Source organism: Acidobacteriota bacterium (genome assembly GCA_016716435.1).
In the GTDB taxonomy this organism is placed as follows: domain Bacteria; phylum Acidobacteriota; class Blastocatellia; order Pyrinomonadales; family Pyrinomonadaceae; genus OLB17.
On the sequence record JADJWI010000004.1, the window covers coordinates 94,318 to 119,760 of the forward strand.

Annotated in this window: 32 protein-coding genes; 12 read left to right on the forward strand and 20 right to left on the reverse strand. The window is 55.3% G+C overall.

Translation table 11 applies throughout. The annotated features are described in order from the left end of the window. Positions 1–100: 100 nt before the first annotated feature. From groL to IPM21_09965, 4 genes are all read left to right on the forward strand, one after another. A complete protein-coding gene (groL, locus tag IPM21_09950; GenBank protein ID MBK9164219.1) occupies positions 101–1,744 on the forward strand; it encodes a chaperonin GroEL in 1,644 nt (547 codons plus the stop codon). A 697-nt stretch (positions 1,745–2,441) separates the two neighbouring features. Further along, positions 2,442–3,308, forward strand: a complete 867-nt coding sequence (locus tag IPM21_09955; GenBank protein MBK9164220.1) for a hypothetical protein — start codon at positions 2,442–2,444, stop codon at positions 3,306–3,308. A gap of 285 nt (positions 3,309–3,593) precedes the next feature. Then, positions 3,594–3,956: a hypothetical protein gene (locus IPM21_09960; GenBank protein MBK9164221.1), complete on the forward strand. Its 363-nt coding sequence runs from the start codon at positions 3,594–3,596 to the stop codon at positions 3,954–3,956. Between the two features lie 13 nt (positions 3,957–3,969). Further along, a complete protein-coding gene (locus IPM21_09965) occupies positions 3,970–4,290 on the forward strand; it encodes a helix-turn-helix domain-containing protein (protein ID MBK9164222.1) in 321 nt (106 codons plus the stop codon). A gap of 22 nt (positions 4,291–4,312) precedes the next feature. Here the strand turns inward: IPM21_09965 and IPM21_09970 are convergent, their stop codons facing one another. The 4 genes from IPM21_09970 to IPM21_09985 form a co-directional block, all read right to left on the reverse strand. Then, positions 4,313–5,023 carry a Crp/Fnr family transcriptional regulator gene (locus tag IPM21_09970; GenBank protein ID MBK9164223.1) on the reverse strand — a complete coding sequence of 237 codons (711 nt, stop codon included), beginning with the start codon at positions 5,021–5,023 and terminating at the stop codon, positions 4,313–4,315. 303 nt (positions 5,024–5,326) lie between these two features. Continuing rightward, complete coding sequence (locus IPM21_09975) at positions 5,327–5,794, reverse strand: hypothetical protein (protein ID MBK9164224.1); 468 nt, start codon at positions 5,792–5,794, stop codon at positions 5,327–5,329. After that, positions 5,791–6,156 carry a hypothetical protein gene (locus IPM21_09980; protein ID MBK9164225.1) on the reverse strand — a complete coding sequence of 122 codons (366 nt, stop codon included), beginning with the start codon at positions 6,154–6,156 and terminating at the stop codon, positions 5,791–5,793. The genes IPM21_09975 and IPM21_09980 overlap by 4 nt, the downstream gene beginning before the upstream one ends. Before the next feature lie 94 nt (positions 6,157–6,250). Beyond that, positions 6,251–6,526: a GlsB/YeaQ/YmgE family stress response membrane protein gene (locus IPM21_09985; protein ID MBK9164226.1), complete on the reverse strand. Its 276-nt coding sequence runs from the start codon at positions 6,524–6,526 to the stop codon at positions 6,251–6,253. A gap of 467 nt (positions 6,527–6,993) precedes the next feature. Between IPM21_09985 and IPM21_09990 the strand changes: the two genes are divergently transcribed. Then, on the forward strand, positions 6,994–7,758 hold the full coding sequence (locus tag IPM21_09990) for a Crp/Fnr family transcriptional regulator (GenBank protein ID MBK9164227.1): 765 nt from the start codon (positions 6,994–6,996) through the stop codon (positions 7,756–7,758). 138 nt (positions 7,759–7,896) lie between these two features. Here IPM21_09990 and IPM21_09995 read toward each other — a convergent pair whose 3' ends face one another. Further along, a complete protein-coding gene (locus IPM21_09995) occupies positions 7,897–8,484 on the reverse strand; it encodes a carboxypeptidase regulatory-like domain-containing protein (GenBank protein ID MBK9164228.1) in 588 nt (195 codons plus the stop codon). Between the two features lie 373 nt (positions 8,485–8,857). Between IPM21_09995 and IPM21_10000 the strand changes: the two genes are divergently transcribed. Then, entirely contained in the window at positions 8,858–9,490 is a 633-nt protein-coding gene (locus tag IPM21_10000) for a hypothetical protein (protein ID MBK9164229.1), read from the forward strand. A 77-nt stretch (positions 9,491–9,567) separates the two neighbouring features. Here the strand turns inward: IPM21_10000 and IPM21_10005 are convergent, their stop codons facing one another. The 5 genes from IPM21_10005 to IPM21_10025 all read right to left on the reverse strand — a co-directional run bounded on the left by IPM21_10005 (position 9,568) and on the right by IPM21_10025 (position 12,601). Further along, positions 9,568–10,101: a hypothetical protein gene (locus IPM21_10005; GenBank protein MBK9164230.1), complete on the reverse strand. Its 534-nt coding sequence runs from the start codon at positions 10,099–10,101 to the stop codon at positions 9,568–9,570. Between the two features lie 140 nt (positions 10,102–10,241). After that, a complete protein-coding gene (locus tag IPM21_10010; GenBank protein MBK9164231.1) occupies positions 10,242–11,129 on the reverse strand; it encodes a dienelactone hydrolase family protein in 888 nt (295 codons plus the stop codon). 27 nt (positions 11,130–11,156) lie between these two features. Continuing rightward, positions 11,157–11,363, reverse strand: coding sequence for a hypothetical protein (locus IPM21_10015; GenBank protein ID MBK9164232.1), 207 nt, complete (start codon positions 11,361–11,363; stop codon positions 11,157–11,159). Next, positions 11,360–11,728, reverse strand: coding sequence for a hypothetical protein (locus tag IPM21_10020; GenBank protein ID MBK9164233.1), 369 nt, complete (start codon positions 11,726–11,728; stop codon positions 11,360–11,362). Before IPM21_10020 ends, IPM21_10015 begins: the two co-directional genes overlap by 4 nt. 99 nt (positions 11,729–11,827) lie before the next feature. Next, complete coding sequence (locus IPM21_10025) at positions 11,828–12,601, reverse strand: META domain-containing protein (GenBank protein MBK9164234.1); 774 nt, start codon at positions 12,599–12,601, stop codon at positions 11,828–11,830. Between the two features lie 214 nt (positions 12,602–12,815). On the opposite strand from IPM21_10025, the gene IPM21_10030 reads away from it, so the two are divergent. The 5 genes from IPM21_10030 to IPM21_10050 all read left to right on the forward strand — a co-directional run bounded on the left by IPM21_10030 (position 12,816) and on the right by IPM21_10050 (position 16,972). Continuing rightward, the gene (locus IPM21_10030; GenBank protein ID MBK9164235.1) at positions 12,816–13,628 is read left to right on the forward strand and encodes a hypothetical protein; all 813 of its coding nucleotides are present in this window, start codon (positions 12,816–12,818) and stop codon (positions 13,626–13,628) included. Between the two features lie 111 nt (positions 13,629–13,739). Further along, the gene (locus IPM21_10035; GenBank protein ID MBK9164236.1) at positions 13,740–14,486 is read left to right on the forward strand and encodes a DedA family protein; all 747 of its coding nucleotides are present in this window, start codon (positions 13,740–13,742) and stop codon (positions 14,484–14,486) included. 90 nt (positions 14,487–14,576) lie between these two features. Continuing rightward, positions 14,577–15,587 (forward strand): GHMP kinase, encoded by a 1,011-nt coding sequence (locus tag IPM21_10040; protein ID MBK9164237.1) that lies wholly within the window; start codon positions 14,577–14,579, stop codon positions 15,585–15,587. A gap of 80 nt (positions 15,588–15,667) precedes the next feature. Further along, a complete protein-coding gene (locus IPM21_10045; protein ID MBK9164238.1) occupies positions 15,668–16,036 on the forward strand; it encodes a hypothetical protein in 369 nt (122 codons plus the stop codon). Between the two features lie 87 nt (positions 16,037–16,123). Then, positions 16,124–16,972, forward strand: a complete 849-nt coding sequence (locus IPM21_10050; protein MBK9164239.1) for a hypothetical protein — start codon at positions 16,124–16,126, stop codon at positions 16,970–16,972. 166 nt (positions 16,973–17,138) lie between these two features. Here the strand turns inward: IPM21_10050 and purQ are convergent, their stop codons facing one another. After that, a complete protein-coding gene (gene purQ / locus IPM21_10055) occupies positions 17,139–17,834 on the reverse strand; it encodes a phosphoribosylformylglycinamidine synthase subunit PurQ (protein MBK9164240.1) in 696 nt (231 codons plus the stop codon). After that, positions 17,834–18,079, reverse strand: a complete 246-nt coding sequence (gene purS, locus IPM21_10060) for a phosphoribosylformylglycinamidine synthase subunit PurS (protein MBK9164241.1) — start codon at positions 18,077–18,079, stop codon at positions 17,834–17,836. The genes purQ and purS overlap by 1 nt, the downstream gene beginning before the upstream one ends. 138 nt (positions 18,080–18,217) lie before the next feature. Between purS and IPM21_10065 the strand changes: the two genes are divergently transcribed. Next, the gene (locus IPM21_10065; GenBank protein ID MBK9164242.1) at positions 18,218–18,625 is read left to right on the forward strand and encodes a DUF4870 domain-containing protein; all 408 of its coding nucleotides are present in this window, start codon (positions 18,218–18,220) and stop codon (positions 18,623–18,625) included. A gap of 88 nt (positions 18,626–18,713) precedes the next feature. Here the strand turns inward: IPM21_10065 and IPM21_10070 are convergent, their stop codons facing one another. The 8 genes from IPM21_10070 to IPM21_10105 all read right to left on the reverse strand — a co-directional run bounded on the left by IPM21_10070 (position 18,714) and on the right by IPM21_10105 (position 25,424). Then, entirely contained in the window at positions 18,714–20,018 is a 1,305-nt protein-coding gene (locus IPM21_10070) for an adenylosuccinate lyase (protein ID MBK9164243.1), read from the reverse strand. A 9-nt stretch (positions 20,019–20,027) separates the two neighbouring features. Then, on the reverse strand, positions 20,028–21,074 hold the full coding sequence (locus IPM21_10075) for an AI-2E family transporter (protein ID MBK9164244.1): 1,047 nt from the start codon (positions 21,072–21,074) through the stop codon (positions 20,028–20,030). Positions 21,075–21,125: 51 nt separating this feature from the next. Beyond that, positions 21,126–22,142, reverse strand: coding sequence for an aspartate-semialdehyde dehydrogenase (gene asd, locus IPM21_10080; protein MBK9164245.1), 1,017 nt, complete (start codon positions 22,140–22,142; stop codon positions 21,126–21,128). Between the two features lie 141 nt (positions 22,143–22,283). Further along, positions 22,284–22,685, reverse strand: coding sequence for a peptidoglycan DD-metalloendopeptidase family protein (locus IPM21_10085; GenBank protein ID MBK9164246.1), 402 nt, complete (start codon positions 22,683–22,685; stop codon positions 22,284–22,286). A gap of 64 nt (positions 22,686–22,749) precedes the next feature. Then, the gene (locus IPM21_10090) at positions 22,750–23,901 is read right to left on the reverse strand and encodes an aminotransferase class I/II-fold pyridoxal phosphate-dependent enzyme (protein ID MBK9164247.1); all 1,152 of its coding nucleotides are present in this window, start codon (positions 23,899–23,901) and stop codon (positions 22,750–22,752) included. Between the two features lie 11 nt (positions 23,902–23,912). Further along, positions 23,913–24,158, reverse strand: a complete 246-nt coding sequence (locus tag IPM21_10095) for a hypothetical protein (GenBank protein ID MBK9164248.1) — start codon at positions 24,156–24,158, stop codon at positions 23,913–23,915. 51 nt (positions 24,159–24,209) lie between these two features. After that, complete coding sequence (locus tag IPM21_10100) at positions 24,210–25,040, reverse strand: 2,3,4,5-tetrahydropyridine-2,6-dicarboxylate N-succinyltransferase (protein ID MBK9164249.1); 831 nt, start codon at positions 25,038–25,040, stop codon at positions 24,210–24,212. Between the two features lie 12 nt (positions 25,041–25,052). Next, on the reverse strand, positions 25,053–25,424 hold the full coding sequence (locus tag IPM21_10105; GenBank protein MBK9164250.1) for a hypothetical protein: 372 nt from the start codon (positions 25,422–25,424) through the stop codon (positions 25,053–25,055). Positions 25,425–25,443: the final 19 nt, after the last annotated feature.

A 25,443-nucleotide genomic window follows, 5' to 3' on the forward strand; every position in this document is an offset into this window, starting at 1 on the left:
TACGGAGTTGCAGAGGTAAGACTCTGAGTTCCGACAACTCTGCAACTCAATAACACGACAACTCTGCAACTTTTTTCGACGAAGGAGAAATTAAAAGATCATGGCAAAACAAGTAGTTCACGGAGAAGAATCACGTTCCGCTATCCTGCGCGGTGTTAACCAGCTTGCGGATGCGGTTAAGGTGACGCTCGGCCCGAAAGGCCGCAACGTCGTCATCGACAAGAAGTTCGGTTCGCCGACCATCACCAAGGACGGCGTAACCGTCGCAAAAGAGATCGAGCTGAAAGATACGCTCGAGAACATGGGTGCACAGATGGTCCGCGAAGTCGCGAGCAAGACCTCGGACGTCGCCGGAGACGGCACGACGACCGCTACGGTCCTCGCACAGGCTATCTTTAAGGAAGGCGTCCGCACGGTCGCCGCGGGTGCAAACCCGATGGCCCTCAAGCGCGGCATCGACAAGGCAGTCGCAGAGGTCGTTACTGAGGTCAGCCGCCTCGCAAAGCCGGTTTCGGGCGACATGATCGCACAGGTCGGCACCGTTTCGGCCAATGGCGACAAGACGATCGGCACCATCATCGCCGAGGCAATGGACAAGGTCGGCAAAGACGGCGTCATCACGGTCGAGGAATCGAAGACGATGGACACCGCTCTCGAAGTTGTCGAAGGTATGCAGTTTGACCGCGGCTACCTCTCGCCGTATTTCGTTACCGACCCGGACCGCATGGAAGCAGCTCTTGACGAGCCGATGATCCTCATCAACGAAAAGAAGATCTCGAACATGCGCGACCTTCTGCCGATCCTCGAACAGGTCGCCAAGATGGGCCGTCCGCTGCTCATCATCGCTGAAGACGTCGAGGGCGAAGCCCTTGCTACGCTCGTCGTCAACAAGCTCCGCGGCACGCTCAACGTCGCAGCCGTTAAGGCACCGGGCTTCGGCGACCGCCGCAAGGCAATGCTTGAAGACATCGCCATCCTGACGGGCGGCAAGGTCATCTCGGAAGACCTCGGCATCAAGCTTGAGTCGATCACCCTTGAAGACCTCGGCAAGGCCAAGAAGATCACCATCGACAAGGAAAACACGACCATCGTTGAAGGCGGCGGCTCGGCCGAAGCTATCGATGGCCGAGTCAAGACCATCCGCACGCAGATCGACGAGACCTCGTCGGACTACGACCGCGAAAAGCTCCAGGAGCGTCTCGCTAAGCTCGTCGGCGGCGTCGCCGTCATCAAGGTCGGAGCGGCTACCGAAACCGAGATGAAGGAAAAGAAGGCCCGCGTTGAGGATGCAATGCACGCAACCCGTGCTGCGGTCGAAGAAGGCATCGTTGCCGGCGGCGGCGTTGCACTCGTTCGTGCCGGAAAGGTCCTTGAGAACTTCCACGCCGATGAGAACGACCAGGACGAGCGTATCGGTGTTAACATCGTTCGCCGTGCACTCGAAGAGCCGCTTCGCCAGATCGCGCAGAACGCCGGTAAAGAAGGCGCTGTGGTCGTCGAAAAGGTCATCTCGGGTGATGATTCGTACGGCTTTAACGCCGCGACCGAGAAGTACGAAGACCTCGTCGCAGCCGGCGTCATCGACCCCGCAAAGGTCACCCGCTCGGCCCTGCAGAACGCGGCCTCGATCGCCGGCCTGATGCTCACCACCGAAGCCATGATCGCTGACGTCCAGGACGAAAAGTCCGACGGCGGAATGGGCGGAATGGGCGGCGGAATGGGCGGCATGGGCATGGGAATGTAATCCGCTCCCGCACCCCTCCTTACGAAGGAGGGGTGTCACCGCTTCGGTGACGGGGTGGTTCTCTTTTCCGCCAAGAACCGGAAGCAATAGCGACCGGGTAGTATTACCAAAAGGCCTCGGCATCCGCCGGGGCTTTTTCTTCTACATTTTCGCGCCTCGCAGCGAACATGTTATGTTGTCGGCGATGAGTCGTATGAAAATAGCTGACCATGAAGGCCATGTTTGGACGGCTGTTCTGCACGGTCCAGATTTTGTAGAGAATGGGCCCGTAAACCGGACTCTTGAACGAAGTTGTCTCCTTCGCCTGAATGACACTGAAGTTCGGTTCTTTTTGGGCGCTCCGCATAACGCAACTCGTGTAAGCTTCGAACACGATGACCAGTGGTGGATGATCACGCACGGAGCGAACGGCAACGATCGTAACCCCTATGAAGTGATAGAGAGTTTAATACAGACACTTTCGCTGGCCGCGGAATACATTGACGGTCCTACGAAAACATAAAGGCCCCAGCAAATCGCCGGGCCGTTTCAGTTGAAATTTGCACATTCTATGGTAATCTCTCGGCTAGAATTTAATTGGGCGAGCCCCACAGCTTGCAAAGAACTGCCGTTTAGTTCGCACGTAAAGACGCTAGCACCGGGCAAGGCCTTTGCTTTTATGTAGGCGAATGCCAAAGGGGAACGGGCGACGAATACGATGTTTTTCAGAAAAGAGTTTACCTTGGATTTAGATCTCCTCGAGGTTGATGAACGCAAATCGACGACATTCTCGTTCGAGGATGAGGGTATTATTCGCGTTGAAATACGGCGTCCAACAAGCGAAGACGAAAGAATTGGATACACGAAAAATCAACTCTTTTGTACGGCAATACTCGAAACCGCAACGGATAAAGAAATAGCGGTAGGTTTTGAACACCTCGCCAGAAACAAGATGCCTAATGGCCATCTAGCCGACGAAACGCGTGGAGGCTCGGTCGTTGACTACATTGATGATGACGGGAATATCAAAGAGAATTACATCGTCAATGTAGAATTGTTGCCGAAGAACTTTCAAGAGTTCCAATCGAAAATAGGTAGCAAATTGTCTGACTACGTCAGACGAGTCGCCAAGGTTTTGCGTTGGCGAGGTAACCGTAAGGGCCATCATAATCCCATTCAGAGTTCACGCGGTTTTTTTTGGTCGTTCGATAAAACCGATTGGAGGCGGATGCCAAATGATGCCCACGTCCGAATATCATTTGACATGATTCCGCAGCTTGACGAGCGCCTTTACTTTGATATCGAGACGATGGTTGCGGCGGGTATTGACGAGCCACTGGCTCATACTATTCTTAGGGAAGCATCAAATCAGATCGATAAGAACCCTCGTAGCTCTCTAGTTTTGGGAATTGTGGCTGTCGAAGTCGGATTCAAACAACTGGTAGGAACTCTCGTGCCAGGAGCACAATGGCTTGTTGAAAATGTACCCTCACCACCGCTCACGAAAATGTTGACGAAGTACCTTCCTCAACTACCCGCAAAGCGACAATTTGCTTGTGGCGTCCTAGCCCGCCACGGTCAATAATCAAGTCGCTTGAAGAAGGCATAGAACAACGAAATAAAACGATACACGTGGGATCACCCCCACCTAATTCGCGTGACTTGGAGGAGTTGCTCTTTTCCACACGAGATGTTTTGTATCTGTTTGATTTTTACTCCGGAGAGGAGTGGGCATTGGAACGTATTCGAGATGCAACATTGGCTGAACTAAGTGGATCCTGAATAAGAAAGAGAAACATGAGCAACGAAATTTTCCCACAGCCGGAAAGCGAGGTGGAAGGCTTTCAATCGTGCTAAGCTTATATGCCATATGAAAAGGTTTTCACTGATTACCGTCGTGGTTCTTGCTTTCGCGCACTGCTTGTTCGCACAGCAGCGAGATGCGACTTCGCAGAAGTGGACGATAACGGATCTGGTCGCGCTTCAAAAAGTGGAGTCAGACGCGCTTCGAAGTAAGCAGGAGTCTGAGTTCCGACTTCTGCTCGACGCGCAAAAATCACAAATGGAGTATATGCTTGACGGTCGCGGCGCGAACGCAACCGATCTTTCGAAACTCTTTGCGAATGAAAGAGCGGCCGTCCAAAAGCAATACTCTGAGGAGCGCTCAAAGCTCGCTGAGTTGCAAAAGTCTGAGAGAGCCGAATTACTAGCACCAATCCCGAAGGCGCCGTAACTTGAGAGCGCTTATGGCGAAAAAGGCTGAGACGAACAACGATTTTTTTGAAGAGATTAAAGCGGGATTGTCGGCGGCGATCGAGCATGCCGAAGGCAAACGCAAGGACCTTCGCACGACTACGCTTCCGCGTCCGCCGAAAGAAATGTCTGCCGGTGAGATCGTGAAGGTACGCAGCCAGCTCAACGTCTCGCAGGCAGTTTTTGCCCGCTACCTGAACATCTCGACCAAGACCGTCCATTCTTGGGAACAAGGCCTCGGAAAGCCCAATGGCGCCAGCCTCAAGCTACTGTCGATCGTAAAAATGAACCCGAAGATCCTGCTAGATATGTAATTCGCTCGGATCGGTCGGCGGTTTAATGCACGAGCATGTAGTTCATTTCTTCGTCGCGGATGATCTTATAGCATTTGCAGGCGGCGGCTTCGAGGGCGGAGCGGTCGGGGATGATGAGGCGGTTCCGGCTGTATCTGATCAGATCTCTGTTCTCAAGTGATGCGAAGGCTCTATCGACCGCTTCTGGCCGCTCACCGAGAATGTTTGTAAGGAAATCGTGCGTCACCAAGATCTCGCTGGTCGCGATCCGGTCGCTTGTCATCAAGATCCACCTGACGAGACGTTTCTCGATCTCATGAAAGCGGTGGCACGCGGACGCCAGCGAGGCCTGCACCATCTCGACATACGAAAAACGCAGAATCATCCGCTGCAAGGTCTCAGAGTTCGAGCATTCAATTTCAAATTGCTCCGAGGCCATCCTCAACGCGGTGCCTTTCATCTGGGCGACGGCGCGGTACGGGGCCACCTTGCCGCCCGCGATCACCGGCAGGCCGAGGATGCCTTCGGGGCCAACCAGGCCTATCTCGAGCGCAAACTCCTGTGGCCCGACCGTCAGCAGCGTGGTGACCGTGCTGATCGGAAAATAAACGTGCTCGATCGTTTCGCCGCGATCGAAGATCTTTTCGCCAAAAGCCAGATCGACCTTTTCTAGTTTTGGAACCAAGCGTTCGAGTTCGTTAGCGGGCAGGGAGGCAAGTGGTTTATTAGCGGTCGGGGTAATCATTTGATGCATAGATCTCCTCAATTTCGGGCGTGCAACAGATCGAAAACCGTTTCCGCGCGAACAATAGAACAACATTGAACGGTAGGAGCGGCCATGTCTGTGCGTTTTCGCACGCTCACGACAACACCCTCCAACGTTGAGCACCGCCGGGGCTTATTTCATTGCGTGCGAATCTTGACGCACAGTCGGGTCAGGTTGTAGGTGAGACACCAAATCTGGAGAAAGAACCATGGACTGTACTATCAGAACGACCCCAAACAAAGGGTGGATCAAACCTTCGCGTTACCTAAAGCGATATGTTCTGCCGCTTGTTTATGGTCGAGCTGATGGTCGAGCCGGCGGGACGGTTTGGACAAACACTTCGTAAAATCCGGTGAGGCGATCGAGGGCGGCTGGGTCGCGTTGGGCGAGCATGGTGATCGCGGTATCGCGTTCGGCAAAGATCGGCTTTAATTTGGTTCGTTGGTCGGCGTTCAAAAAGCCTTCATCGGCTTTGTCGTCCTCGGCACGTAAGCGAGTGAAAAATTCGCTGGTTTGCTGCCGGGCCGTTTCATATTCGCCGCGTCTCGCCTCGACGATCGACGACGACAGCAGATTGCTTATCTGTGATTGGCGCAATTGGGTCAGGGCGGCATCGCGATCGGCGGCGTTGCTCCGGGCCATCAGCCACATCGGCACAAGCCCGATCAGGAACGCAACCAAAATCACTGCTGCGAGCACTCCCCAGTGCTGCAGCCGTTCCTTTATTCGCTCTGAGAAACCCTTTTGTGTATCGCTCATATGTTCTCGTCTTCTGATTCTGCCGATGCCGGGTTTAGTTCCCACCGATCCTCGTCGCGTTTTTCCCGCTTTTCCGTCATATCAAGCGGCTCGTTTCGCTGGTTGGCAGTGCCGTACGCGAGGCCTTTCTGATCGGCATTGATATTCGTATATGCCGCGTCCTCAAGGCTGTTTTCCGGCGAGGGCAACATATATTTCAGCTCGTTCAGCTCATCCTTGATCTGTTCACCCTCCGACTCGCCGAGGTCCTCGGCATGTTCGAATTCACGATCGACCTGCTCCTCTATTGAAGGCTCGGCCGCTCGCGCTGCGTCGGTCTTTCCCGCCTGCTCGCTGTTCGTAGCTTTTTCTGAATTTCCCATTTCAAACTCTCCAACGTACGCTAACTATAGACGAGACCAAAAGGCTTCGGAACGGTCCAAGGCCTTTCGATCTCGAAATACCAAATCACAAAGCCTACCGACGTCCGTTTAGAAGGCGAAACAGCAAGAGGACCACGAGGGCTCCGATTATCGAAGAGATAAAGCTCGGAAGGTTGTCGCCGATGTTATCGAACGAGCTGATCATCGGATATCCGAAGAAAGCATTCCCGAGAAAACCGCCGACGACCGCACCGACAACTCCGAGGAGCGTCGTCAATATCACCCCGCCGCCGTCCGGGCCGGGCATAATGAATTTGGCAATGTAGCCTGCCAAAAATCCCAATATCAACCAGATAATTAAAGAAACCATTTTATTCTCCCTGTCTTTGTCTCGGCGTTTTCGGCCAACTACTGGCTTGAAAGAGCCGCTATACTATCAAATGCTGTAACAATTCACGTTCAATTTGATCATAAATGCGGGCGATCGTCTGTGTGCTAGCACACGCATAGGGCCGGCCAAAACCGCGAAATATCTAACAGCGGGCGCGAACCATCTCGCCCTTTGCCCCGGTTCCGCAATGAAATGTCTGGAAAATAGCAATTAATCACAGGTTTACGTTGGTGGCACGAACTTTGTATGATAAAAGGTAGAGTATCAGCATATGTATTCTACAAACGACTCCAAGAACGATCGGTCTCTCGTAGCTAAGCAGATCGCGTTCCTGGCCCTGCGAACCGTTATCGTTTTTCCCGACTTTCTAGAACACAAAAGCTGATCTGCCCGGATAGTTTTACTTTGGTCCTCACCGCCAAACGCGTTAAATGGAGGGGATCAAAATGTCTCAAAATATAGACGCCGACGCTGCCCTTAGGAATCATCTACTTGCAAGTATCCCGCTGCAGGACTTCCAAGACATAAGTCCCGCTCTTGAGCGCGTATCATTGAGGGCCGGCCAAGTGCTTCATAGTGCCGGATGTAGTTTTGAGTACGTTTACTTCCCGACAACGGCGCTTGTCGCATTGCTATACATTTCCGGATCGGGCACGACCGTCGGGTTAGGTTTGATCGGCAGCGAAGGAGTTGTTGGTATCGAGATCTTTATGGGTGTCGATTCAGACCCGAGCCTGGCGGTTGTGCAAAACGCTGGCATTGCATATCGAATGCGGCCGGGAGATCTGCGTGACAAATGTGCCGCCTCACCTCAGTGCCGCGACGCCGCACTCAGATATACCAACGCCATGTTGACCCAAGTTTCACAAACCGCGGTGTGCAATCGGTTTCATCCGGTTTCACAACGCTACGCCCGATGGCTGCTCGAAAGTGCCGACCGCCTGAACACACAAAGGTTGGCGATGACGCACGAGCAGATCGCCGGCTGTCTGGGTACGCGTCGTGAGAGCATAACCTTGGCGGCCCACGAGCTTTCGGTCTTGGGAATAATAAAGATCCGCCGCGGAAGCGTGACTATACTCGACCGGCCCGGCCTCGAATCCGCCGCATGCGAATGCTATGAGGTCGTTTCGTCCGAATATGACCGTCTGCTCGGAACCGAACACGGCCATTTGCAGAGACCGGACCGGTCGCACTATTCATTCATGTAAGCCGGCGATCGGAGTTCGGACATCGGCACCAATTGCCGCGAGAAAGCGGCAACAGAGACAACAAAGAAGGCCTCGCCCATTCACTGAGTGAGGCCTTTTGTTAACGTCTCTTCGGACGGTCAATGAACGAAGCCGGGTTTAGAACAATGGTGCGAAGTTGAGGTCCGCGATCTCGTCATTGGCGTTGACGGTCTTTGTGTCGAACCGGTAACGCTTGTGCTGTGCAGAAACGACATACGTTTCGCCGGCAGGCACATCGTGGAACTGATAGTAGCCCATCGGATTCGTTCTCGCCGTTTGGATATTGCCGTCCATATCGGCCAGATAGATCGTGACGCCGGATATTGCCTGGCCGCCTTTTCCGGCTGAAGTTAGAACCTGCCCACTGATACTGACACTTGTCGAAGAAGGGGCGAGCATTTCATAGGCTCCAATATCGCTTCCGTCTCCGGAGTTCGCAATGGACGCGTTGTCGTGGGGCCTGGCGTAGCCGCGTTGATCTGTGATCACGCCTGGGCTGTTTCCCTTATCTTGGGCCGGGCTTCCAGTAAGTAGTGCACGTGTAAAGGTCGGTCCGCCGTTATTCTGAAGCGGCCCGATCACTGGATCTAGCGGTGCGCTGGCGGTGCCCCAGATATTCGGCGACGAGTTAAGCCCGGAACTATCGTCGATGATGCCGATCAGATTATAGGATCCTGTGTATGCGGTATCAGAATATAGATCCATGCCCTAAGACGCTTTATTTGCCACGTTCAAGGCAATTAAGTTGTTGTTCAGCGTCGCCGTCCCTATATACTGTCAATCGACGTGCCATCACCGACCCAAATCCAATTCTTCAATTGTAATCAGCAAGCGCTAAATGCCGGCCCGGACTGCGCTCAACAATGTTTGCTGTTGTGGCGTTACGCCGTTGCGTAATTACCCCACAACTCCCCGTATTGCCTATTACGCCGGGTAAAATCCGGAATGAATATTTGGAGTATTGACGAAAAGGCTCCGTCCGATTGCTCCAAGCTTGAATTGGAGAAGAATTTACTGCGGCTTAGGTTTCCGTTTTATTGTTTGTCAGTCGTTTTAAACTGTGCTAGATTCCTCTGCAATGAAAAATAAGGCTTCGCTCTTCGCGTTCTTGGTTCTTGGTCTTGTTTCGGTTCTCGGCTGCGGGCAACTGCAGGAAAAGTTCATCGAAAGCTTACCCAAGGAAACTGAATCCTCCCCGAAGGGCTTTTCACTTGCCGGTAAGGAATGGAAAACCTTTGAACTCGATGGAATGGAAATAAAGGTCGATCTCCCGGGCGACCCCTCCGACAAGACGCCTGCGGCCTCGCAAATGCCGCTCGGAGCCTCTGAGGTTTTCAGTGCAGTGAAGATCCACGCCTATGACGAGAAGGATTTTGGTTCGTCGTATAGCCAACTCATTCCAACCGGAAAGCGAAAGCTACAGCTCAAGGAGCTTGCCGATACCAGCATGGCTGCGATCAAGAAGCAGGCCCCGGACCTGAAATACCGGCTCGAAATGAAGTCGGTTTCGACCGCCCGTTACATCGGGTCATTCACCCGCAACGGAAGGTCGTTTGAACTCCGAGGCTGCTGCGTTTACCAGAAGGCAAAGCCCGAGCGTGTCTGGGCGGTCATCACCTTTTACGAAAAAGATAACGCCGATGGCCAGACCGCAAGCAAACGCATAATCGAATCGGTCGCCTTCAAAGATTCGTCAGAAACATGCCAGTGATCGGCTCGCTTTCTGATCGTAAAGGCAAAGCCCCACGCCTGAGCATGGGGCCGATCAGCTTCGTTCATGTCAACCGATCAAAGCGCTCCGGCTAGTTGGTCGGTCAGCTTATCGATGAGCGGCCGCATTACCTTCGCCTGCATTTCGGCGGCGCCGGCGTTTCCGGTCATCTTCATCGTCGCCGTCTGCGAGATCTCGCCCGAGTGACGGACCTTTCCGGTTGCGACGTCGATTAGCCGGAAGGCGACCGTCGCCGAGCCGCCCGTGTTGTATTCGACCACCCGGCCGGTCACAACATACGCAACGCCGAGCTGCTTGCCTAGCTTTACTGCTGTAGCAGTTGACGAGCCGTTGATCGCTTCAAGATCCGCGTCTGAGGCGTTCCGCGTGTGCCGCGTGTCGTAAACATTGAACTTGCGGATGTGATTTAGCCTTGCCGAGAGCATCGTCTGCAGTCCCCGCTTCGCTTGGTCGTTCATCGCCGAAGCTCCCGGCCCGGGCGTGAACTCGACCACCGCCGTCTTAACTCCCTGCCCCCTCGCCGGCGCCTGGGCAAACGAAACGCCCGCCAACGCAATCCCCAACACAAAAACGCCCAATATGTTCTTCATAATTTCTCCCTCAAAATGATCTTCGGCGACATTCCCGCCGCTGTAACTAATTGCGTCCCCTCGCAGGAAAAACTATCACCTCTTAAACAAAAAAAGCCGAACGTATAGATCGGCCGGATCATCTGTTGTGCTAGAAATTTTTACTTTAGATGCTTTTTGAAGAAAGCTAGCGTTCGCTCCCAGGCAAGTTTGGCTGACTCGGCGTCGTAGCGGGGGGTTGTGTCGTTGTGAAAGCCGTGCTGCTTCTCGTCGTACATGTAGGATTCGAACTTCTTCTTGTTTTCGGTAAGTGCGGCCTCGTAGGCGGCGATGCCCTCGTTTATCCGCTGATCGTTGCCGGCGTAGTGAAACTGGATCGGGGCGGTGATCTTCGGCACGTCCGCAACACCGGCCTGTCTGCCGTAAAACGCGACCCCGGCATTGAGGTCATTGCCAAGCCGAACGGCGAGTTGATTGACCATCCCGCCGCCGAAGCAGAACCCGACCGCTCCGAGCTTCCCGGTCGAATCCGACCGCTTCTTGAGCCACATCGCCGAGGCGACAAAGTCCTCGGTCATCTTCTTTCCGTCCACCGTTCTGAACGCCGCGGCTCCTTTCTGTTCGTCACCCGGATAGCCGCCGACCGAGGTCAGGCCGTCCGGAGCGAAGGCAACATAGCCCGCCTTCGCCAATCGGCGAGTGACGTCCTCGATGTAAGGATTCAAGCCGCGGTTTTCGTGAATGACCAGAACGGCCGGAAACTTCCTGCCTTTTGCCGGCCGGGCGAGATAGCCCTTGATCGAGCCATTGCCCTCGGGCGAAGCGACCGTCTCGTAGCCGACCTTGATGTCCTTGTCCTTTGGGTCAACGGTCTGTGCCCAGGCGTAATTCGGCCGAAGGCTTTCGAGTATCGCCGCAGCCGTAACGCCGCCGACCGCAAAGCGTGCAGCACCGCGCAAGAAAGCCCGGCGGTCGATCTCGCCGTGCTGATATTCGTGAAAAAGGTCGAGTAACTCTTGCGGATATTCGTTTGCGGTCTTGCGTTCCATGTTGATTTCCCCTAGGTTTTCTGAAAATTAGTCCGCGTTCATCTTTGCGGCAAAGTTTGAAAGAGCCTCGGCCCGCGTCGCCCCAAATGCATAGCAGTCACATTCATCCATGCTTACGAACTCCGGGCCAACCACGCAGTATTGCCCGCCGTCTTGGAAGATAAGCGTGCCGCCCGGCCCGCGCTCCGATTGAAGGTCGGGGTCGCGGAGCATCATCTGAAACTCGGGCGTCACTTCGCGGCCCGCTTTGCGCTCCAAGGCTCTTCGGCACGGCCGCTGAATGAGACATTGCCTGCCATCGCATCCCCATCGACCTTGCCGCTGAAGGTCAGCGTGAGTTCGTTGCCGCCATAAACGATAGTGTAGCTGAACGTGATGTCGCTGCCCTTTATCGTGCCCGTTACCGGGACGTCGCCGTTCGGCCGCTTGGCCGTGCCGCTTAGCTTTTCGCCGTCAACCGCGAGCACCAGCTTAAATGGACGCGGGCCGCCGGGCGTGTTGTATATCACATCCCAATCGCCTGCGACCGACGTCTGGGCTTGGGCACCAACGGCGAAGACGCCGAGCAGAAAAAGTGAAAGAAAAAATGCTCTTTTCATATGAACTCCTGTTCAAGGACATATTACCGCATTGCCCGAGCAAACACGAAAAAAGCCCCGATGGTTCGGAGCTTTCTTCGGTGCGTTTACCAGTAAAAACTATTTCTCGCTGCCGCGAAAAACGAGCACCACGCGGCCGCCGCTGTAAAGCGTCAGGCGATCTTCGAAGACCTCGATCCGGTCCGCACTTTCCATTGCCTCAAGCACACGTCGCTCGAGCGTATTTCGGTCTTCTTCCACACATGCCCGCAAAGAGGCGATGGTGTTTGTGAAGGCGAACTTGCCGCCTTCGGCCGTATAGTTCCCGCCGAAGAGATTGCAGCCTGTGTTGCCGCCGGCCGTCTTTTCTTCGGGGTCGAAGTTGATGAAAGCCCCGTAGGTCGCTGCCACCTTCTCATTAGGCCCGATCGTGTCGAGCAGCCAATTGCGGTCGCCGAGCCCAAATTTCCGCGGCTCCGGAGCGTCGTCGTGCGTCATGCTGTCAAATTTAAGCACGGCCTTCCTGCCGGCGAAAAGCGTCAACACCGAGCCGCGGATCCGATACCGCGTTACACTTTTCATCGTGTTGAGAAAGTCCTGCTCGGCCTCCATCAGTCCGCTGCAGAACATACGCGTCGAACCCATACCGCTGAACCGCATCGAGCGGCTGCCGACAGCCGCCCCACCAAAGAAACGATTGCACGTAGCGTTGCCGCTGACCCGCTTTGTGTCCTCATTAAACTCTATGAACGCCGGCGAACCCGCGACCGGCTTTCCATTCATTTCCGTCAGCGACCATCGTTTGCCCGGAAGCGAAGCCGACTGCGCAAAAACATCCGCCGCCGCTCCAAAAACGAATAACGCCGCGGTCGCAATAATTAAATGTTTGATCATATCTTTTCCCCTGTTCATAACCATTCCGGCGGAATCCGTGCCAAGAACGCACACCTCGCCCGCCAACTTAAAGAACGTCCCCTGGGGCCCGGACTTGCAGGGTATTGTATAATCAACCGCAGTCGCGAGCCAAAGAATTGTTCTGCAACCTCCTGCGTTTTCTGAGCATCTTTTCGGCGATGGCCGTATGTGCCCGATCTGTGAGATACGAACGATGACCCCAAGAATCTTTAGTAAATTCGCTGTTGTTGGATTGATATTTCTGCTTGCCGTCTCCGTCTTTGCGGACACCATCCGGCTCAAGGATGGAAGCATTATCAAAGGCAAGATTACGGGCTTTAGCGGCGGCCGATTCACCATCGTCATCGGCGAAGGCAGCCGCCAACGCACGCTTTCATACACGGCAAACGAGGTCGAATCGATCGAGTTCGACGCTCCGGGGTCGCTTCCGGGCACGAATACCATTTCAAGAAATACGCCGACCGTCCGGGTCGTTGATAATATGCCGCCGACCCGCGAATCACGGCCGGCAAATCCGCGTGTTGTAACGACCGAAACTGTTGCTGACAACCGTCCGCCGGTTCCGCAAACGCGGCCAACGCCCCGCCCGACGCCGCTTCCAAATACCTCGACGCCCCGCCCGACGACATCATCCACACAGCCGATCGAGCTTAATGTAAAAGTGCTCGCCGATAGCACCGCAAACGGTTGGACCCATTCAGGCTGGGTCGTCAAGAAGGACCAGCGCATCCGCATCACCGGCAGCGGGCAAGTCTCGCTCGGCAATGACCGAAGCACCGGGCCGGCCGGCCGCGAAGACATCGAGGACGGCGATAAGCTGATGCGGGCCGTTGCGACCGGAGCGTTGATCGCCGTTGTCGGCGACGACAACAACGATTTCATTTACGTCGGAGCCTCGCGTGAATTCACCGCACAGCGCGATGGAGCACTGTTCCTCGGGCTTAACGAAGGCAACCTTGATGACAACACAGGATCCTTTGACGTAAAGATCGAGATCTTGCCCTAACGCCGGAAAATCCTCACCTTGCCGCAGCCAATGACGGTTGACTCACATCCCACCGAGGGGTAACCTGTCTCTTGCCTTCAAAAGCATTCCTGTATTGCTTTTCTGCGGTTTATGGATGAGCTTTCTCAGCTGATAGCGCAATACGGCATCTATGCCGTTTTCGCCCTCTGTATGGTCGAAGGCGACATCACCCTCCTGATCTCCGGAGCACTTGCTCAATCTGGTTTTTTCGGTGAATACAGCTTCTTGAAGGTCCTGTTCTTCGGCACGCTCGGCGGGATGGTTGGCGACCACTTCGGCTATGCGATCGGCCGCATTTTTCACGAAAAGGCAAAACACTACCGTTTTTATCAGATGGCCCAACCGCGGGTCGAACGCCTGATCGATAAGTTCGGCGGCTTTGCGATAATCATCTCAAAATATATCTACGGCATCCGGGCGGCGATGTGCATCTTTTACGGCATCGGCAAGATGCCCTTCACACGTTTTCTCTTCCTAGATTTCATAAGCTGCTTTCTTTGGGTGCTTGTCCTTGCCGGAACCGGTTTCTTTTTCAGCGGCGCTATCACCTCGATCATCGGCGACTTTCAGCAGATCGGCATCGCGCTATTCTTCGTAATTCTCTTCGCCGTCGTCGTGCTCTATGTGGTCGAACGCTACTGGCTCTCAGAGAAGGTTGAAGAAGCCGACCCGGAAACGATCCAAAAACTCGAGGAAAAGCTCCATCACGTAGAAGAAGTTGCTCAGGTAAAACTACACGACCTGACCGAGCGACTTCACCTGACCCGCGACCCGCACCGCTCCGAACCACCGAATAAGGAGCCGGAACCTGTGGTCAAAAAGGCCGCCAAGAAGTGACCCACTCGGCTACGCTTTTTCTGCCCTAATAAGCTAAAATACCCGTTCACCCAGGCGAGGCCGCTTGCCAACAACCTGAGGATAAAATTTGTGATCATCGAATCTTCCGCCCCGACGAGGGTTGACCTTGCCGGCGGCACTATCGATATACCGCCGCTCTATCTTTTTCACGATGGCGCAGCGACCGTCAATTTTGCGATCAGCCTGCTCGCAAAATGCCGCATCGAGACCCGCGACGACGACCGCATCGTGCTCGAATCGACCGACCGCGGGCTGAGCTACGAGACCACGCTCGGCCGCATCCAAGAACTCCGGCACGAGCCGCGGCTCGAACTGCTTGCAAAGCTCGTTCATTTTTTCAAGCCCGAGATCGGCTTTAACATGACGACCGAATCCGAGGCTCCGGCCGGTGCCGGGCTTGCAGGCTCCTCAACGCTGAACATAGCCTGTATCGGAGCCTTGAACACACTTGTCGGCGGGCGATACGCAGCCGAGCGTTTCATCCCGATCGCCGCGGCGGTCGAATGCCAGGTGATCCGCGTCCCGACCGGTTATCAGGATTACTACTCCGCTCAGTATGGCGGGCCGGCGTGTATCCACTTCGGCGTTGAGGGAATGCATCGCGAAGCGCTCGATGTTGACACTTCCGTTCTCGAATCGCGTATCGCCGTCTGCTACACGGGCGAACCGCGAAACTCGGGCACCAATAACTGGGAAATAACTAAACGCCACATCGACGGCGACAACGAGCTCTTTGATATTTTCGAGGGCATTCGCGACGGCTCGCTCCGGCTGCGCGAGGCGATGCTCGCAGCGGACTGGGACGCTGTTGGCGAAATACTCGCCGAGGCTCATCCGCTCCGCAAACGGCTTTCGCCGCACATCACAACGCCGCACATGGACGAGATAATCGACACGGCCCTCGCGAACGGTGCCATTGCCGCAAAGGTCTGCGGAGCCGGCGGCGGCGGCTGCATCGCCTTCTTCTGCGAGGACGGAATGCGCAATAGCGCCGAAGAGGCGATAGCCGAACTCGAAGGCGTCGAGGTGCTCGATTGGCGGTTGAACACCGACGGGCTCACCGTTACAACCGCCGGTTAGCTCTTGTACTGAAGACGCAAGCGGCGCTAATATCGGGAAACGTTCACCAACCGGCCTTTAGAAAAACTTAGGAGTTAAAGATGAAGCGATCTCTTTCCATCGTTTGCATACTCATTTGCGCGGCTGCCGCGACCGCCTTCGGCCAAGCTGCGACCGAATCCGGCAAGGTCTTCTGGCGGGGAATGGTCGATGACAAGGTCCATATTGTCATCAAGGGCCTGACCGTTGAAACCAAGACCGTATCGGGCCGCGAAATGGACGCCGGAGCTTTCAGCTTCACCGCCCCGCTCCCGAGCACGAACGTAACACTTACCGCGATCCGGAAGGATGGCCGCGGGACCGTAACCGTCGTCCAGCAGCCGGATGCTTCAAACGGCTTCACAGCCATCGTCGAGGTCAATGACAGCCGCGGCGGTGCCGACGATCATTTGCTCGAGATCTCCTGGTAATACAAAACTATCTGTCACTTTCCGCAGCCTCGCGGTGTTTTGGTTCAAGAAAGCAATTTCTAAACTAGAATATCGGGAGGCATTTTGATGCGTAAATTCATTTCGTTTTTCACATTTTCTTTTTTCATGTTTGCATTTGTTCTTGGTTCCGCCGCCGCTGAGGCATTGGGCTCGGCCTATGGTGACGATTGCAAGAACTACTCTTGGGGCAGCAAAGAATCGGTTGCCGAACTCCGCGAGTTCAAGCTACTGGCTTCGGGCCGCATCTCGGTCGATGCCGGCAAGAACGGCGGTATCTCCGTTAAGGGCGGAGACGTCGGCGAGGTTCAGCTCCGGGCATGCGTTACGGCCTCGGGCGATTCGGCCGCCGAGGCTCAAGGCGTGCTTTCGTCCATCAGGGTCAACACGTCAGGGACGATCTCTGCCGAAGGGCCGGCCGACGGCAAGGGCTGGGCGGTCTCCTTCTCGCTGATCGTTCCCCGCAACACCGACCTCGAGCTCAAGGCAAAGAACGGCGGCATCGCCATCAGCGGTGTTGAAAGCAACGTTGAGTTTGAAACGGTCAACGGCGGTGTTGCCCTGAGCAACCTGGGCGGAAATGTCCGCGGCAGGACGACCAACGGCGGCGTCAGCATCAAGCTCGAAGGCCAAATGTGGCGAGGTAATGGGCTCGACGTCCTGACGACCAACGGCGGCGTCAGCCTCAAGCTCCCCGCAACCTATGCGGCAAATATCGAGACCGGAACGGTCAACGGCGGGTTCAGGAGCGACATTCCGGAACTGAACGTCACGACCGAAGACGTCAGAGGTGACTGGAGCCGCGGCTCGCGGGCAAAGCAGATCAACACCTCGATCAACGGCGGCGGCCCGATGATCCGCGTTAAAACAACCAACGGCGGCATCAAGATCAGCTCCGCCGAGGAAATAAAGTACTAAGACAAAAGAGGCTGTCTGAAGAGCACGACGCGGTCTGTGTATTCGATTCTTATTCTGTGTCTTTTCTGTGGTGATTTTTATTAGCCTAGCGGGCATTACCACAGAACTCACAGAAAGAAGACACAGATCATCGCAATTCAAACGGCCTCTTCTCTTTTTGAACTCTTTAGTTCGACTGAATTGCCGCGGTCAGCGAGCGAAATATCCCGAGTCCGTCATTCGACCCCAGAAGTTCCTCGCAGGCCCGTTCGGGGTGCGGCATCATTCCGAGGACATTTCGATTGAGATTGCAGATACCGGCAATGTTCGACCTCGCACCGTTCGGATTCGCCGCGTCCGTTATCTCACCGTCCTCTTCGCAATACCGAAAAACGATCTGGCCGTTCTCCTCAAGTGCATTATAGGTCGGATCGTCGCAGACATAATTTCCCTCGGCGTGTGCGATCGGTATTGAAAGCACGGTGCCCTCATCGACCTGCGTCGTGTACGGCGTGCCCTGGTTCTCGACGCGAATGTTCACGTGGCGGCAGATGAAATGCAGCCCCGCATTCCTGATCAATGCTCCGGGCAGCAATCCTGCCTCGCATAGTATCTGAAAACCATTGCAGATGCCGAAGACGAACTTGCCCTGGGCAGCAAACTCTGTAACCGACTGCATCACCGGCGAGAACCTTGCCAACGCCCCCGCACGCAGATAGTCGCCATACGAAAACCCTCCCGGAATGATGAGCGCATCATAGCCGCTCAGGTCTGTCTCGCGGTGCCAGATAAAATCGACCGGCTGCCCAACGTGCTTTGAGATCACGTGATAAGCATCGTGATCGCAATTAGAACCGGGAAAAACAACAACTCCGAACTTCATCAGGCCTCCAGCTCCACTTTGTAGTCCTCTATCACGGGATTCGCCAGAACGTCCTTCGCGAGCCGTTCGGCCGCCTCGCGGGCCTCGGCTTCGGTGGCTCCTCCGTTGACTTCGACCTCGAAATATTTCCCTTGCCTGATATCCGCAATGTTCTCGAACCCGAGCAGTTCCGCCGAGTGGTGAATGGCCTTTCCCTGCGGGTCGAGAACACCGGGTTTTAGCGTTACGAATACTTTTGCCTTCATTTTCGTCTCCGAAATAAATTGTAGATTGTTACGCAAATTCTTGTCATTGGCAACATCTTATGTTAAGTTTCCCGCAGTCTTTTTTCTGCGCGAGCTTTATCATTCGCAAACGTCTACTAAGGAGAACCAGGAAACTTTATGCAGAATATGTCAGGCGGCAAGACCGCCCTCGGGTTGGATGCGAACGTCGGTGCCGGATTATGCTACGTGCTAAATTTGGTATGCTACCTCGGCGTCGTTTACAGCATTATCGTGTTAGTTACCGATAAAGAAAATAAGTTAACGCGATTTCACGCGGTTCAGTCACTGCTGCTGCTCGGTCTCGGTATCGTGCTTACTATCGTTCTTTACATCGGTATGTTTATCGGAGTTTTCATCGATACGGCCATCGGACTCCCGGTCGTTTCCGGTATTTCAGGTCTGCTGATGCTCATTGTCGGCCTAGCGATGCTGGTGTTCGTGATCCTAGCTGCGGTCAAGGCATTTCAGGGACAGATCTACAAGATACCGGTGATCGGTGGCTTTGCGGACAAGTTCTCGAGCTAGATCGAGGTTACGTCCGTTTCCTAAAAACTATTAATGCGAGGCCCGGATGTTCCGGGCCTCGCATTCGCTTTTTGGACTGACCGGGAGATCAGGACGCCGACGAACCAAAGACCCTGCAGAACACAGTTTCCACGTTCCTCAAGTAGTGTCCGAGGTCAAAAACGCGGGCGATCTCTTCCTCCGAAAGGTGTGACGAGATATCCGCGTCTTGCATTACAAGCTCCCGATACTCGCCGCCTTCGTCCCAGACCTTCATCGCATTCCGCTGCGTGTAAACGTAAGCATCTTCCCGCGAAACGCCCTTCTGCGTCAGTGCAAGCATCAACTGCCCGCTAAAGACGAGCCCGCGCGTGATCCCGAGGTTCTTCAGCATATTTTCGGGGTAAACGACTAGCGTATCGAGCAGCGAGGTCGCCTTTGCGAGCAGATAATCAAGCGTCGCCGAAGAATCCGGCAGTACGATCCGCTCGGCCGAGGAGTGCGAGATATCGCGTTCGTGCCAGAGCGCTACATTCTCAAGCCCGACGATCGCGTTTGCCCGAACCGTCCGAGCCATTCCGCAAATGCGTTCCGAGAGGATCGGGTTGCGCTTGTGCGGCATCGCCGAGGAGCCTTTTTGCCCTGCCTTGAACTTCTCCTGTGCTTCGCGGACCTCGGTTCGCTGCCAATGCCTTACCTGCAATGCCATCTTCTCGAGCGTTGAAGCGATTATCGCCAGTGTGCAGAGATACTCGGCGTAGCGGTCGCGTTGGATCACCTGCGTCGAAACCGATGCGGCCTTGAGCCCGAGCCGTTCGCAAACGCGTTCTTCAACGTCCGGAGCCAAATGGGCAAAAGCCCCGACCGCTCCGCTGATCTTGCCGACCGCGACCATCTCTCTCGCCCGCTCAAGCCGTTCGCGGTTCCGCTCCATCTCCGCGTACCAAAGGGCCCAGGCGAGCCCGAAGGATGTCGGCTCGGCGTGTATGCCGTGCGTTCGCCCGATCTGCGGCGTATCTTTGAACTCCAACGCCCGCCGCTTAAGCACCGGCAGCATCGCGTCGATCTTTGCTAACAGGATGTCGCACGACTCGCGGAGCAGAATGCCGTTTGCCGTATCGACCACATCGCTCGATGTCAGCCCGTAATGGACGAACCGCGACGCCGGACCGATGTTCTCTGCCAAGTTTGTCGTAAAGGCGATGACGTCGTGGTCGGTCGTCTTCTCGATCTCATTGACCCGCTCGACCGTAAAGGCCGCCTTCGCCTTGATCTCTTCGAGTGCGTCCGCCGGGATCGTCCCGTCCTCAGCGTGAACCTCGCAGACGGCGATCTCGACATCGAGCCATTTGCGAAACTTGTTCTCGAGCGACCAGATCGCGCCCATTTCAGGAAGTGTGTATCTTTCGATCATAGAAATGCATCAGCCGTCCTCTGTCTCGTCCTCAACTCCGGCCGCCTGCGGGCTGACCTCGCGGTCGCCAAGCACATCGCCGATATAAACCATCTGGACCGTGACCATCAGAACCGCTAGCAGCGGCGTCGCCAAAACAAGTCCCAACGCGCCGAGCATCACGCCGAATACAAGCTGAAAAATGATCGTAAGCGCCGGCGGCAGCTCGACCGTCTCTCGCTCAATAAGCGGCGTTACGACGTTCGATTCAATAAGCTGAACGCCGATGTAGAGCCCAAGCACATAGAGCGCCGTTACCGGGCTATTAATAAACGCCAGAAGCAATGCCGGAAGTGCGGAGATGATCGGCCCAAAATTTGGAATAAATGACAGCAGCCCGGCGATCAGCCCAAGCGTCAGAGCGAGCGGAACGCCGATTATCGAAAGTCCGATCCATGTCAAAACACCGATAAAAACCATCGACGCGATCTTACCGATCAGCCACCAGCTAAGAGTGTCGCCGATCGCGTCCAGCACCTCGCGGGCCCTCGGCCGGCTTGGCTGCGGGAAAAGCTTGATCAGCCCGCTAGAGTAGAGCCGCGGCTCGGCGGCAATGTAAACCGCCAGCAGTATGACGATAAAGAAATTGCCGAGTGCCCCGACCGTTGAAGAAAACACGCCGCCGACGCCCGAGATCAACTGCCCGGTGTCGATCTTTTCAATAATGCTGTCCGCGCTCGGCACCTGGCGGATCAACGCCTGCCCCCAGCCGTATTGGCCGACGTATTCGCTTACCTGCCTTGCAGATTCCGGCAGCTTCACGCGAAGCAACTGCATCTGCTCCGCAACGTTCGGAGCAAGAAGCGCGATACTGCCCGCAAGCACCGCGACAAGCAATACCGAAACGCCAAGAACGGCCCAGGTTTCTCCGATCTTAAGCCGCTCCGCGATCGGCACTGCCAGCCCTCGCAAAAAGATCGCGATCAGCACCGCCGAAAAGATCAGCAGAAGAATGTCAACGGTATAAAAGATGAGGGCAACAAGAAGCAGAACAAGCAAGACAATAGTGATTGCCACCAGAACCTTGGTAGCAAATGAGCGCTCTTGAACGTTCTCTCTACTCATTGTTTAGATCAGATTTTTGCTTGCCAAAAGCTCGGCGTTAAGAATGGTCGAGCCCGCCGCACCGCGGACCGTATTGTGACTGAGTGTTACGAACCGGTAATCGAAAATATTGTCCGGAAAGATCCGGCCGACCGTCACCGTCATCCCGTTTCCTCGGTCGCGGTCGAGCCGCGGCTGCGGCCTGGAGGGCTCAACCAGCACCTCGATGAACTGCTCCGGCGACGAATGCAGCCCGAGGGTCGGGAAGTCCTTCATCGCCGCGATCACTTCCTCAAGCGTCGAATTTCCCTTCAACTTTACCCTCACTGAAGCCGTATGGCCATCGATCACATTCACCCGAAAACATTGTGCCGAGACTGTGAAATCCGCCTTCCGGATCGCCTCGCCGGTAAACTTACCCAGGACCTTCTGCGCCTCGGTCTCAACCTTAGGCTCCTCGCCGGCGATGTATGGCAGCACGTTGTCGATGATGTCGAGCGACGCAACGCCCGGATAGCCCGCACCCGAGATCGCCTGCAGCGTCGTTACGATCACGGCCTCAACGCCAAACTTTCGGTCAAGTGCGGCAAGCGGCGGCGCAAAGCTCGCGACCGCACAATTTGGGTTGGTTACGATAAATCCCTTGCTGAATCCGCGCTTCGTCTGCTGAACGTCGATCAGCCCAAGATGATCGGGATTTATCTCCGGGATCAGGAGCGGCACATCCTCGTCCATCCGATAAACCGACGAATTGCTTATCACCGGATAGCCCGCACGGGCAAATGCCTCCTCTGTTTCGCGGGCAACCGGGGACGGCAGGCTCGAGAAGACGATGTCGCAATCGATCGGCGGCTCGATCGGCTGGACCATTATCTCGCGAACGCTTTCCGGGATGTCGCCGGCCAGCTTCCACGCACACGCCTCGGCAAACGACTTCCCCGCCGACCGGTCCGAAGCCGCAAGCGCCGTTATCTCAAACTGCGGGTGATGTTCGAGCAATTGTATGAACCGCTGCCCAACCGTCCCGGTCGCACCCAATATTCCGACCCTATAATTACTTGCTCATAAGCCCTTATGTTCTAACTTTCTCAAAAGATGTGGGCAAGATCCTGTGCCAAAAGCTTAGCGGGCAATTCTCGAACGTTATTTATCTTTGTGCGTTATGGCGTGACTGTTTAGTCGTCAAAAGCATAGGCGTAGACTCCATGATAGGGCGGGCTGCCAAGAAATTCGGCCGGCCGCAATGCCCTTTGCATTTCCCGTATCGCCGACCGCACCGATCATCGAGTTTATATCCGTGATCTCCTGTCCTTCGGAACACCAGACCTCGGAAAGGTGTGAATAGAATGCGTAATACGTCTTGCCGTTGTGCGAGAACTTCAGATTGATCGTCTTGCCGTATTTTCCAACGTCGTTACGCTGCACGCCGACAACGGTTCCTGTCGATACCGGATATCCGGGTCCCCTTTCAGGCGCCAGACCGAGCCCTTGTTGAAACTCTCGGCGTGCCGTCCTTATGTTTTCGGGCCCACCCGAAGGTGTTGTATTTCGTTGTATTAAGTATTTTATTGTATTCCAGCGGATAACGTACCATCACTACCTCCCGTTCTCTCAACAAGATTAAGGACGGACAGTATTTAAGCTTTTGCTAAACTCCGATGGCTTCCTTAATCCGCCGAACGCCTTCGGCCATTCGCTCTTCCGAGTTGCAGAACGATATCCGCAAGAATCCCTTTGCTTCTGAGCCGAAGGCGATGCCGGGAACTGTTATCACGCGATTCTGGAGGCACTTCTCGGCGATCTCTATGTCGTCGCCGACAGAGCGAACATCGAGCATTGTATAGAACGCACCTTCCGGAGCCGTCGCCTTTAGGCCGAGCTCTTTATCGAACAGATCGACCAGAAAATCACCGCGTTTCTTATAAACCTCGCGGGCGTGAGCCTTGAAATCCTCGGCCTCGGCAGACCAACCAAGCAGCGATGCCTTTTGGGTTATCGCCGAGGCACAAACCGTCAGAAAGCCATGAAGAACCTGGATGCCGTGCATAACCTCGGGCCGCGAACTTGCCGCCCAACCGAGCCGCCATCCGGTCATGCTGAGCGACTTTGAAAGCCCGCTGACGATCACGGTCCGGTCGTAAAACTCCGAGGCCGAATGCGGCCGCTCGCAAAAATAAAGATCGCTATAGATCTCATCCGATATCAGATAAATGCCCGTGCCCTCAAGCACTTCGGCGATCTGCCTGAGGTCGGTCTCAGTGAAGATTTTCCCCGTCGGATTCGAAGGCGAGATGACGACCGCGGCCTTGGTCTTCGGCGTTATCGCCCGCTTGAATTCCTCGATGTCGAACGCAAACTCCGTCTCCGCCGGCAAGCGATAGTAAACTGGATTACCCTGCGAAATGCGGACGCAAGCGTCGTAAGCCGGAAAACTCGGGTTCGGAAGCAACACGTCGTCGCCGATATCGACTATCGACAGAAACGCCGCCGTCATCGCCTCCTGCGACCCGCAGGTTACAACGATGTCCTTGATCCCAAGGCCAAGATGCGGATACTGCTCAGCGATCTTCTCGCGAAGTGCCGGAAGCCCCGGATGCGATGTGTAGCCATTCTGCTCGTCGGTCGCGACCCGTGCCGCCTCGCGGCGTAGGAAATCCGGCGTCGGCAGGTCAGGCTCGCCCAATCCGAAATTGATCGAATCCGGCAAAGCCCGCTCAAAAAACTGCCTGATCAGCGTCGGCTGCAGCCCCTGCAAACGCTTTGGCAGTTGAAATTCCTTTTGTTCAAATGCAGCTGTCATTTCCAGATCGCTTACGCCTCATCCTCAGCCGTCTCGCGGTGCGGCGGCTTGCTCGATTCGAGATCCTCTTCAAGCTCTTCGCGCGCATCGCCGACCTCGAGATTAAACTCACCCTCGGCCGCCGTGTTCGGGTCGCCCGTCAATATCCCGCCGATCATCTCCACCTCGCCAATGATCTTCTGCCCGAGCCCCGAGATCTTTTCCTTTAACGAATGCTCTTCGTGATCGTCATCCGGTACTTCGTGATCATTACTCATACTAATAAGTTTACATCGTCTCCCGCTTTAGGCGGTATTGCGTCAGATCGTTTATCGCAGATAGTCTTCGAGCTTGGTTGAAGCGTCGGTCTTGTCGTCGCGGTATTTTACGATGACGGGGCAGTAGATCGAGAGGCCGTTCGCCTTGCCGAATTCATTCGAAACGGCCCGCGAGCCCTGGACCACGACCGCACCGGCCGGTATCTCAAGCGGGCGGCCGCCCTCTGCCTTGATGATGCGTTCGTTCGGCAGATCGAATACAGGCGTCGATCGAGTAAGGATCACACCCGTCCCGAGCACTGCCCGCTCGCGGACGATCGTTCCTTCATAAACGCCGGTGTTGCCGCCGACCATCACATCATCTTCGATCACTACCGGCACAGCACCGACCGGTTCGAGAACGCCGCCGATCTGCGCCGCCGCCGAAATGTGCACCCGCTTCCCGATCTGTGCACACGAGCCGACCAAGGCGTGCGAATCGACCATCGTTCCCTCATCAACATACGCCCCGACGTTTATATACGCCGGCGGAACCACGACCACACCCGGAGCAACATAGCTGCCGTCGCGGATCGCCGAACCGCCGATGACGATTCGAACGCCGTCCGCAAGCGACATTGGGCGGAGCGGAAATGTGTCTTTATCGAAGAACCGCAGCGTCTCGGTCGGCTGCGACATCTCGACCATCTTGCCCATCCGAAACCCGAGCAATATCCCTTGCTTTACCCAGGCATTCGCGTGCCAGTTCCCGTCCGCATCCTTCTCCGCCGAGCGTATCTCGCCTCGCCTCAAGGCGAGCTTGAACTCCTCATAAACCTCGCGGTCCGCCGGCTCAAACTCCGTCTTCGCAAACAACGCCTCGATCTTTTCTTTCAATTCCATATAACCTATGCCTTAACTGTGCTCTCTAATGCTGCGGGCAATCAGGCCGAGGCCGCCGGCGAAAAGCGTCAGCATCATCAGCGTGTTAAAAAGGTTCGTCGGCTGAAAATAGATCTGGAGATTCATGATTATTCCGGCCAGGATGATGACCGCTCCGGTAAAGACCAGTAGCCAGCCGATCAGCGACTTGCCGTTAAAGAAAACTATCCCGACCCCGACGATCAGCGGCACCATCGACAGCCCGAACGCGTTATAGCCGCCCCAGTTCCAAAAGCCGCTCGTCACGATCACGCGGCTAATGAGCATATATCCCCCGGCAACCGCCATCGCAAGGCCGATCAAAAATTCGATTAGCCCGCCCGAAGTGCCGCCAACATTTTTCAGGTCATCAATTTCCATAACG

Bases quoted from the DNA above. Each gene is read 5' to 3' on its own strand.
- groL (MBK9164219.1), top strand. From the start codon at position 101: ATGGCAAAACAAGTAGTTCACGGAGAAGAATCACGTTCCGCTATCCTG.
- IPM21_09955 (MBK9164220.1), top strand. From the start codon at position 2,442: ATGTTTTTCAGAAAAGAGTTTACCTTGGATTTAGATCTCCTCGAGGTT.
- IPM21_09960 (MBK9164221.1), top strand. From the start codon at position 3,594: ATGAAAAGGTTTTCACTGATTACCGTCGTGGTTCTTGCTTTCGCGCAC.
- IPM21_09965 (MBK9164222.1), top strand. From the start codon at position 3,970: ATGGCGAAAAAGGCTGAGACGAACAACGATTTTTTTGAAGAGATTAAA.
- IPM21_09970 (MBK9164223.1), bottom strand. From the start codon at position 5,023: ATGCATCAAATGATTACCCCGACCGCTAATAAACCACTTGCCTCCCTG.
- IPM21_09975 (MBK9164224.1), bottom strand. From the start codon at position 5,794: ATGAGCGATACACAAAAGGGTTTCTCAGAGCGAATAAAGGAACGGCTG.
- IPM21_09980 (MBK9164225.1), bottom strand. From the start codon at position 6,156: ATGGGAAATTCAGAAAAAGCTACGAACAGCGAGCAGGCGGGAAAGACC.
- IPM21_09985 (MBK9164226.1), bottom strand. From the start codon at position 6,526: ATGGTTTCTTTAATTATCTGGTTGATATTGGGATTTTTGGCAGGCTAC.
- IPM21_09990 (MBK9164227.1), top strand. From the start codon at position 6,994: ATGTCTCAAAATATAGACGCCGACGCTGCCCTTAGGAATCATCTACTT.
- IPM21_09995 (MBK9164228.1), bottom strand. From the start codon at position 8,484: ATGGATCTATATTCTGATACCGCATACACAGGATCCTATAATCTGATC.
- IPM21_10000 (MBK9164229.1), top strand. From the start codon at position 8,858: ATGAAAAATAAGGCTTCGCTCTTCGCGTTCTTGGTTCTTGGTCTTGTT.
- IPM21_10005 (MBK9164230.1), bottom strand. From the start codon at position 10,101: ATGAAGAACATATTGGGCGTTTTTGTGTTGGGGATTGCGTTGGCGGGC.
- IPM21_10010 (MBK9164231.1), bottom strand. From the start codon at position 11,129: ATGGAACGCAAGACCGCAAACGAATATCCGCAAGAGTTACTCGACCTT.
- IPM21_10020 (MBK9164233.1), bottom strand. From the start codon at position 11,728: ATGAAAAGAGCATTTTTTCTTTCACTTTTTCTGCTCGGCGTCTTCGCC.
- IPM21_10025 (MBK9164234.1), bottom strand. From the start codon at position 12,601: ATGATCAAACATTTAATTATTGCGACCGCGGCGTTATTCGTTTTTGGA.
- IPM21_10030 (MBK9164235.1), top strand. From the start codon at position 12,816: ATGACCCCAAGAATCTTTAGTAAATTCGCTGTTGTTGGATTGATATTT.
- IPM21_10035 (MBK9164236.1), top strand. From the start codon at position 13,740: ATGGATGAGCTTTCTCAGCTGATAGCGCAATACGGCATCTATGCCGTT.
- IPM21_10045 (MBK9164238.1), top strand. From the start codon at position 15,668: ATGAAGCGATCTCTTTCCATCGTTTGCATACTCATTTGCGCGGCTGCC.
- IPM21_10050 (MBK9164239.1), top strand. From the start codon at position 16,124: ATGCGTAAATTCATTTCGTTTTTCACATTTTCTTTTTTCATGTTTGCA.
- purQ (MBK9164240.1), bottom strand. From the start codon at position 17,834: ATGAAGTTCGGAGTTGTTGTTTTTCCCGGTTCTAATTGCGATCACGAT.
- purS (MBK9164241.1), bottom strand. From the start codon at position 18,079: ATGAAGGCAAAAGTATTCGTAACGCTAAAACCCGGTGTTCTCGACCCG.
- IPM21_10065 (MBK9164242.1), top strand. From the start codon at position 18,218: ATGCAGAATATGTCAGGCGGCAAGACCGCCCTCGGGTTGGATGCGAAC.
- IPM21_10070 (MBK9164243.1), bottom strand. From the start codon at position 20,018: ATGATCGAAAGATACACACTTCCTGAAATGGGCGCGATCTGGTCGCTC.
- IPM21_10090 (MBK9164247.1), bottom strand. From the start codon at position 23,901: ATGACAGCTGCATTTGAACAAAAGGAATTTCAACTGCCAAAGCGTTTG.
- IPM21_10095 (MBK9164248.1), bottom strand. From the start codon at position 24,158: ATGAGTAATGATCACGAAGTACCGGATGACGATCACGAAGAGCATTCG.
- IPM21_10100 (MBK9164249.1), bottom strand. From the start codon at position 25,040: ATGGAATTGAAAGAAAAGATCGAGGCGTTGTTTGCGAAGACGGAGTTT.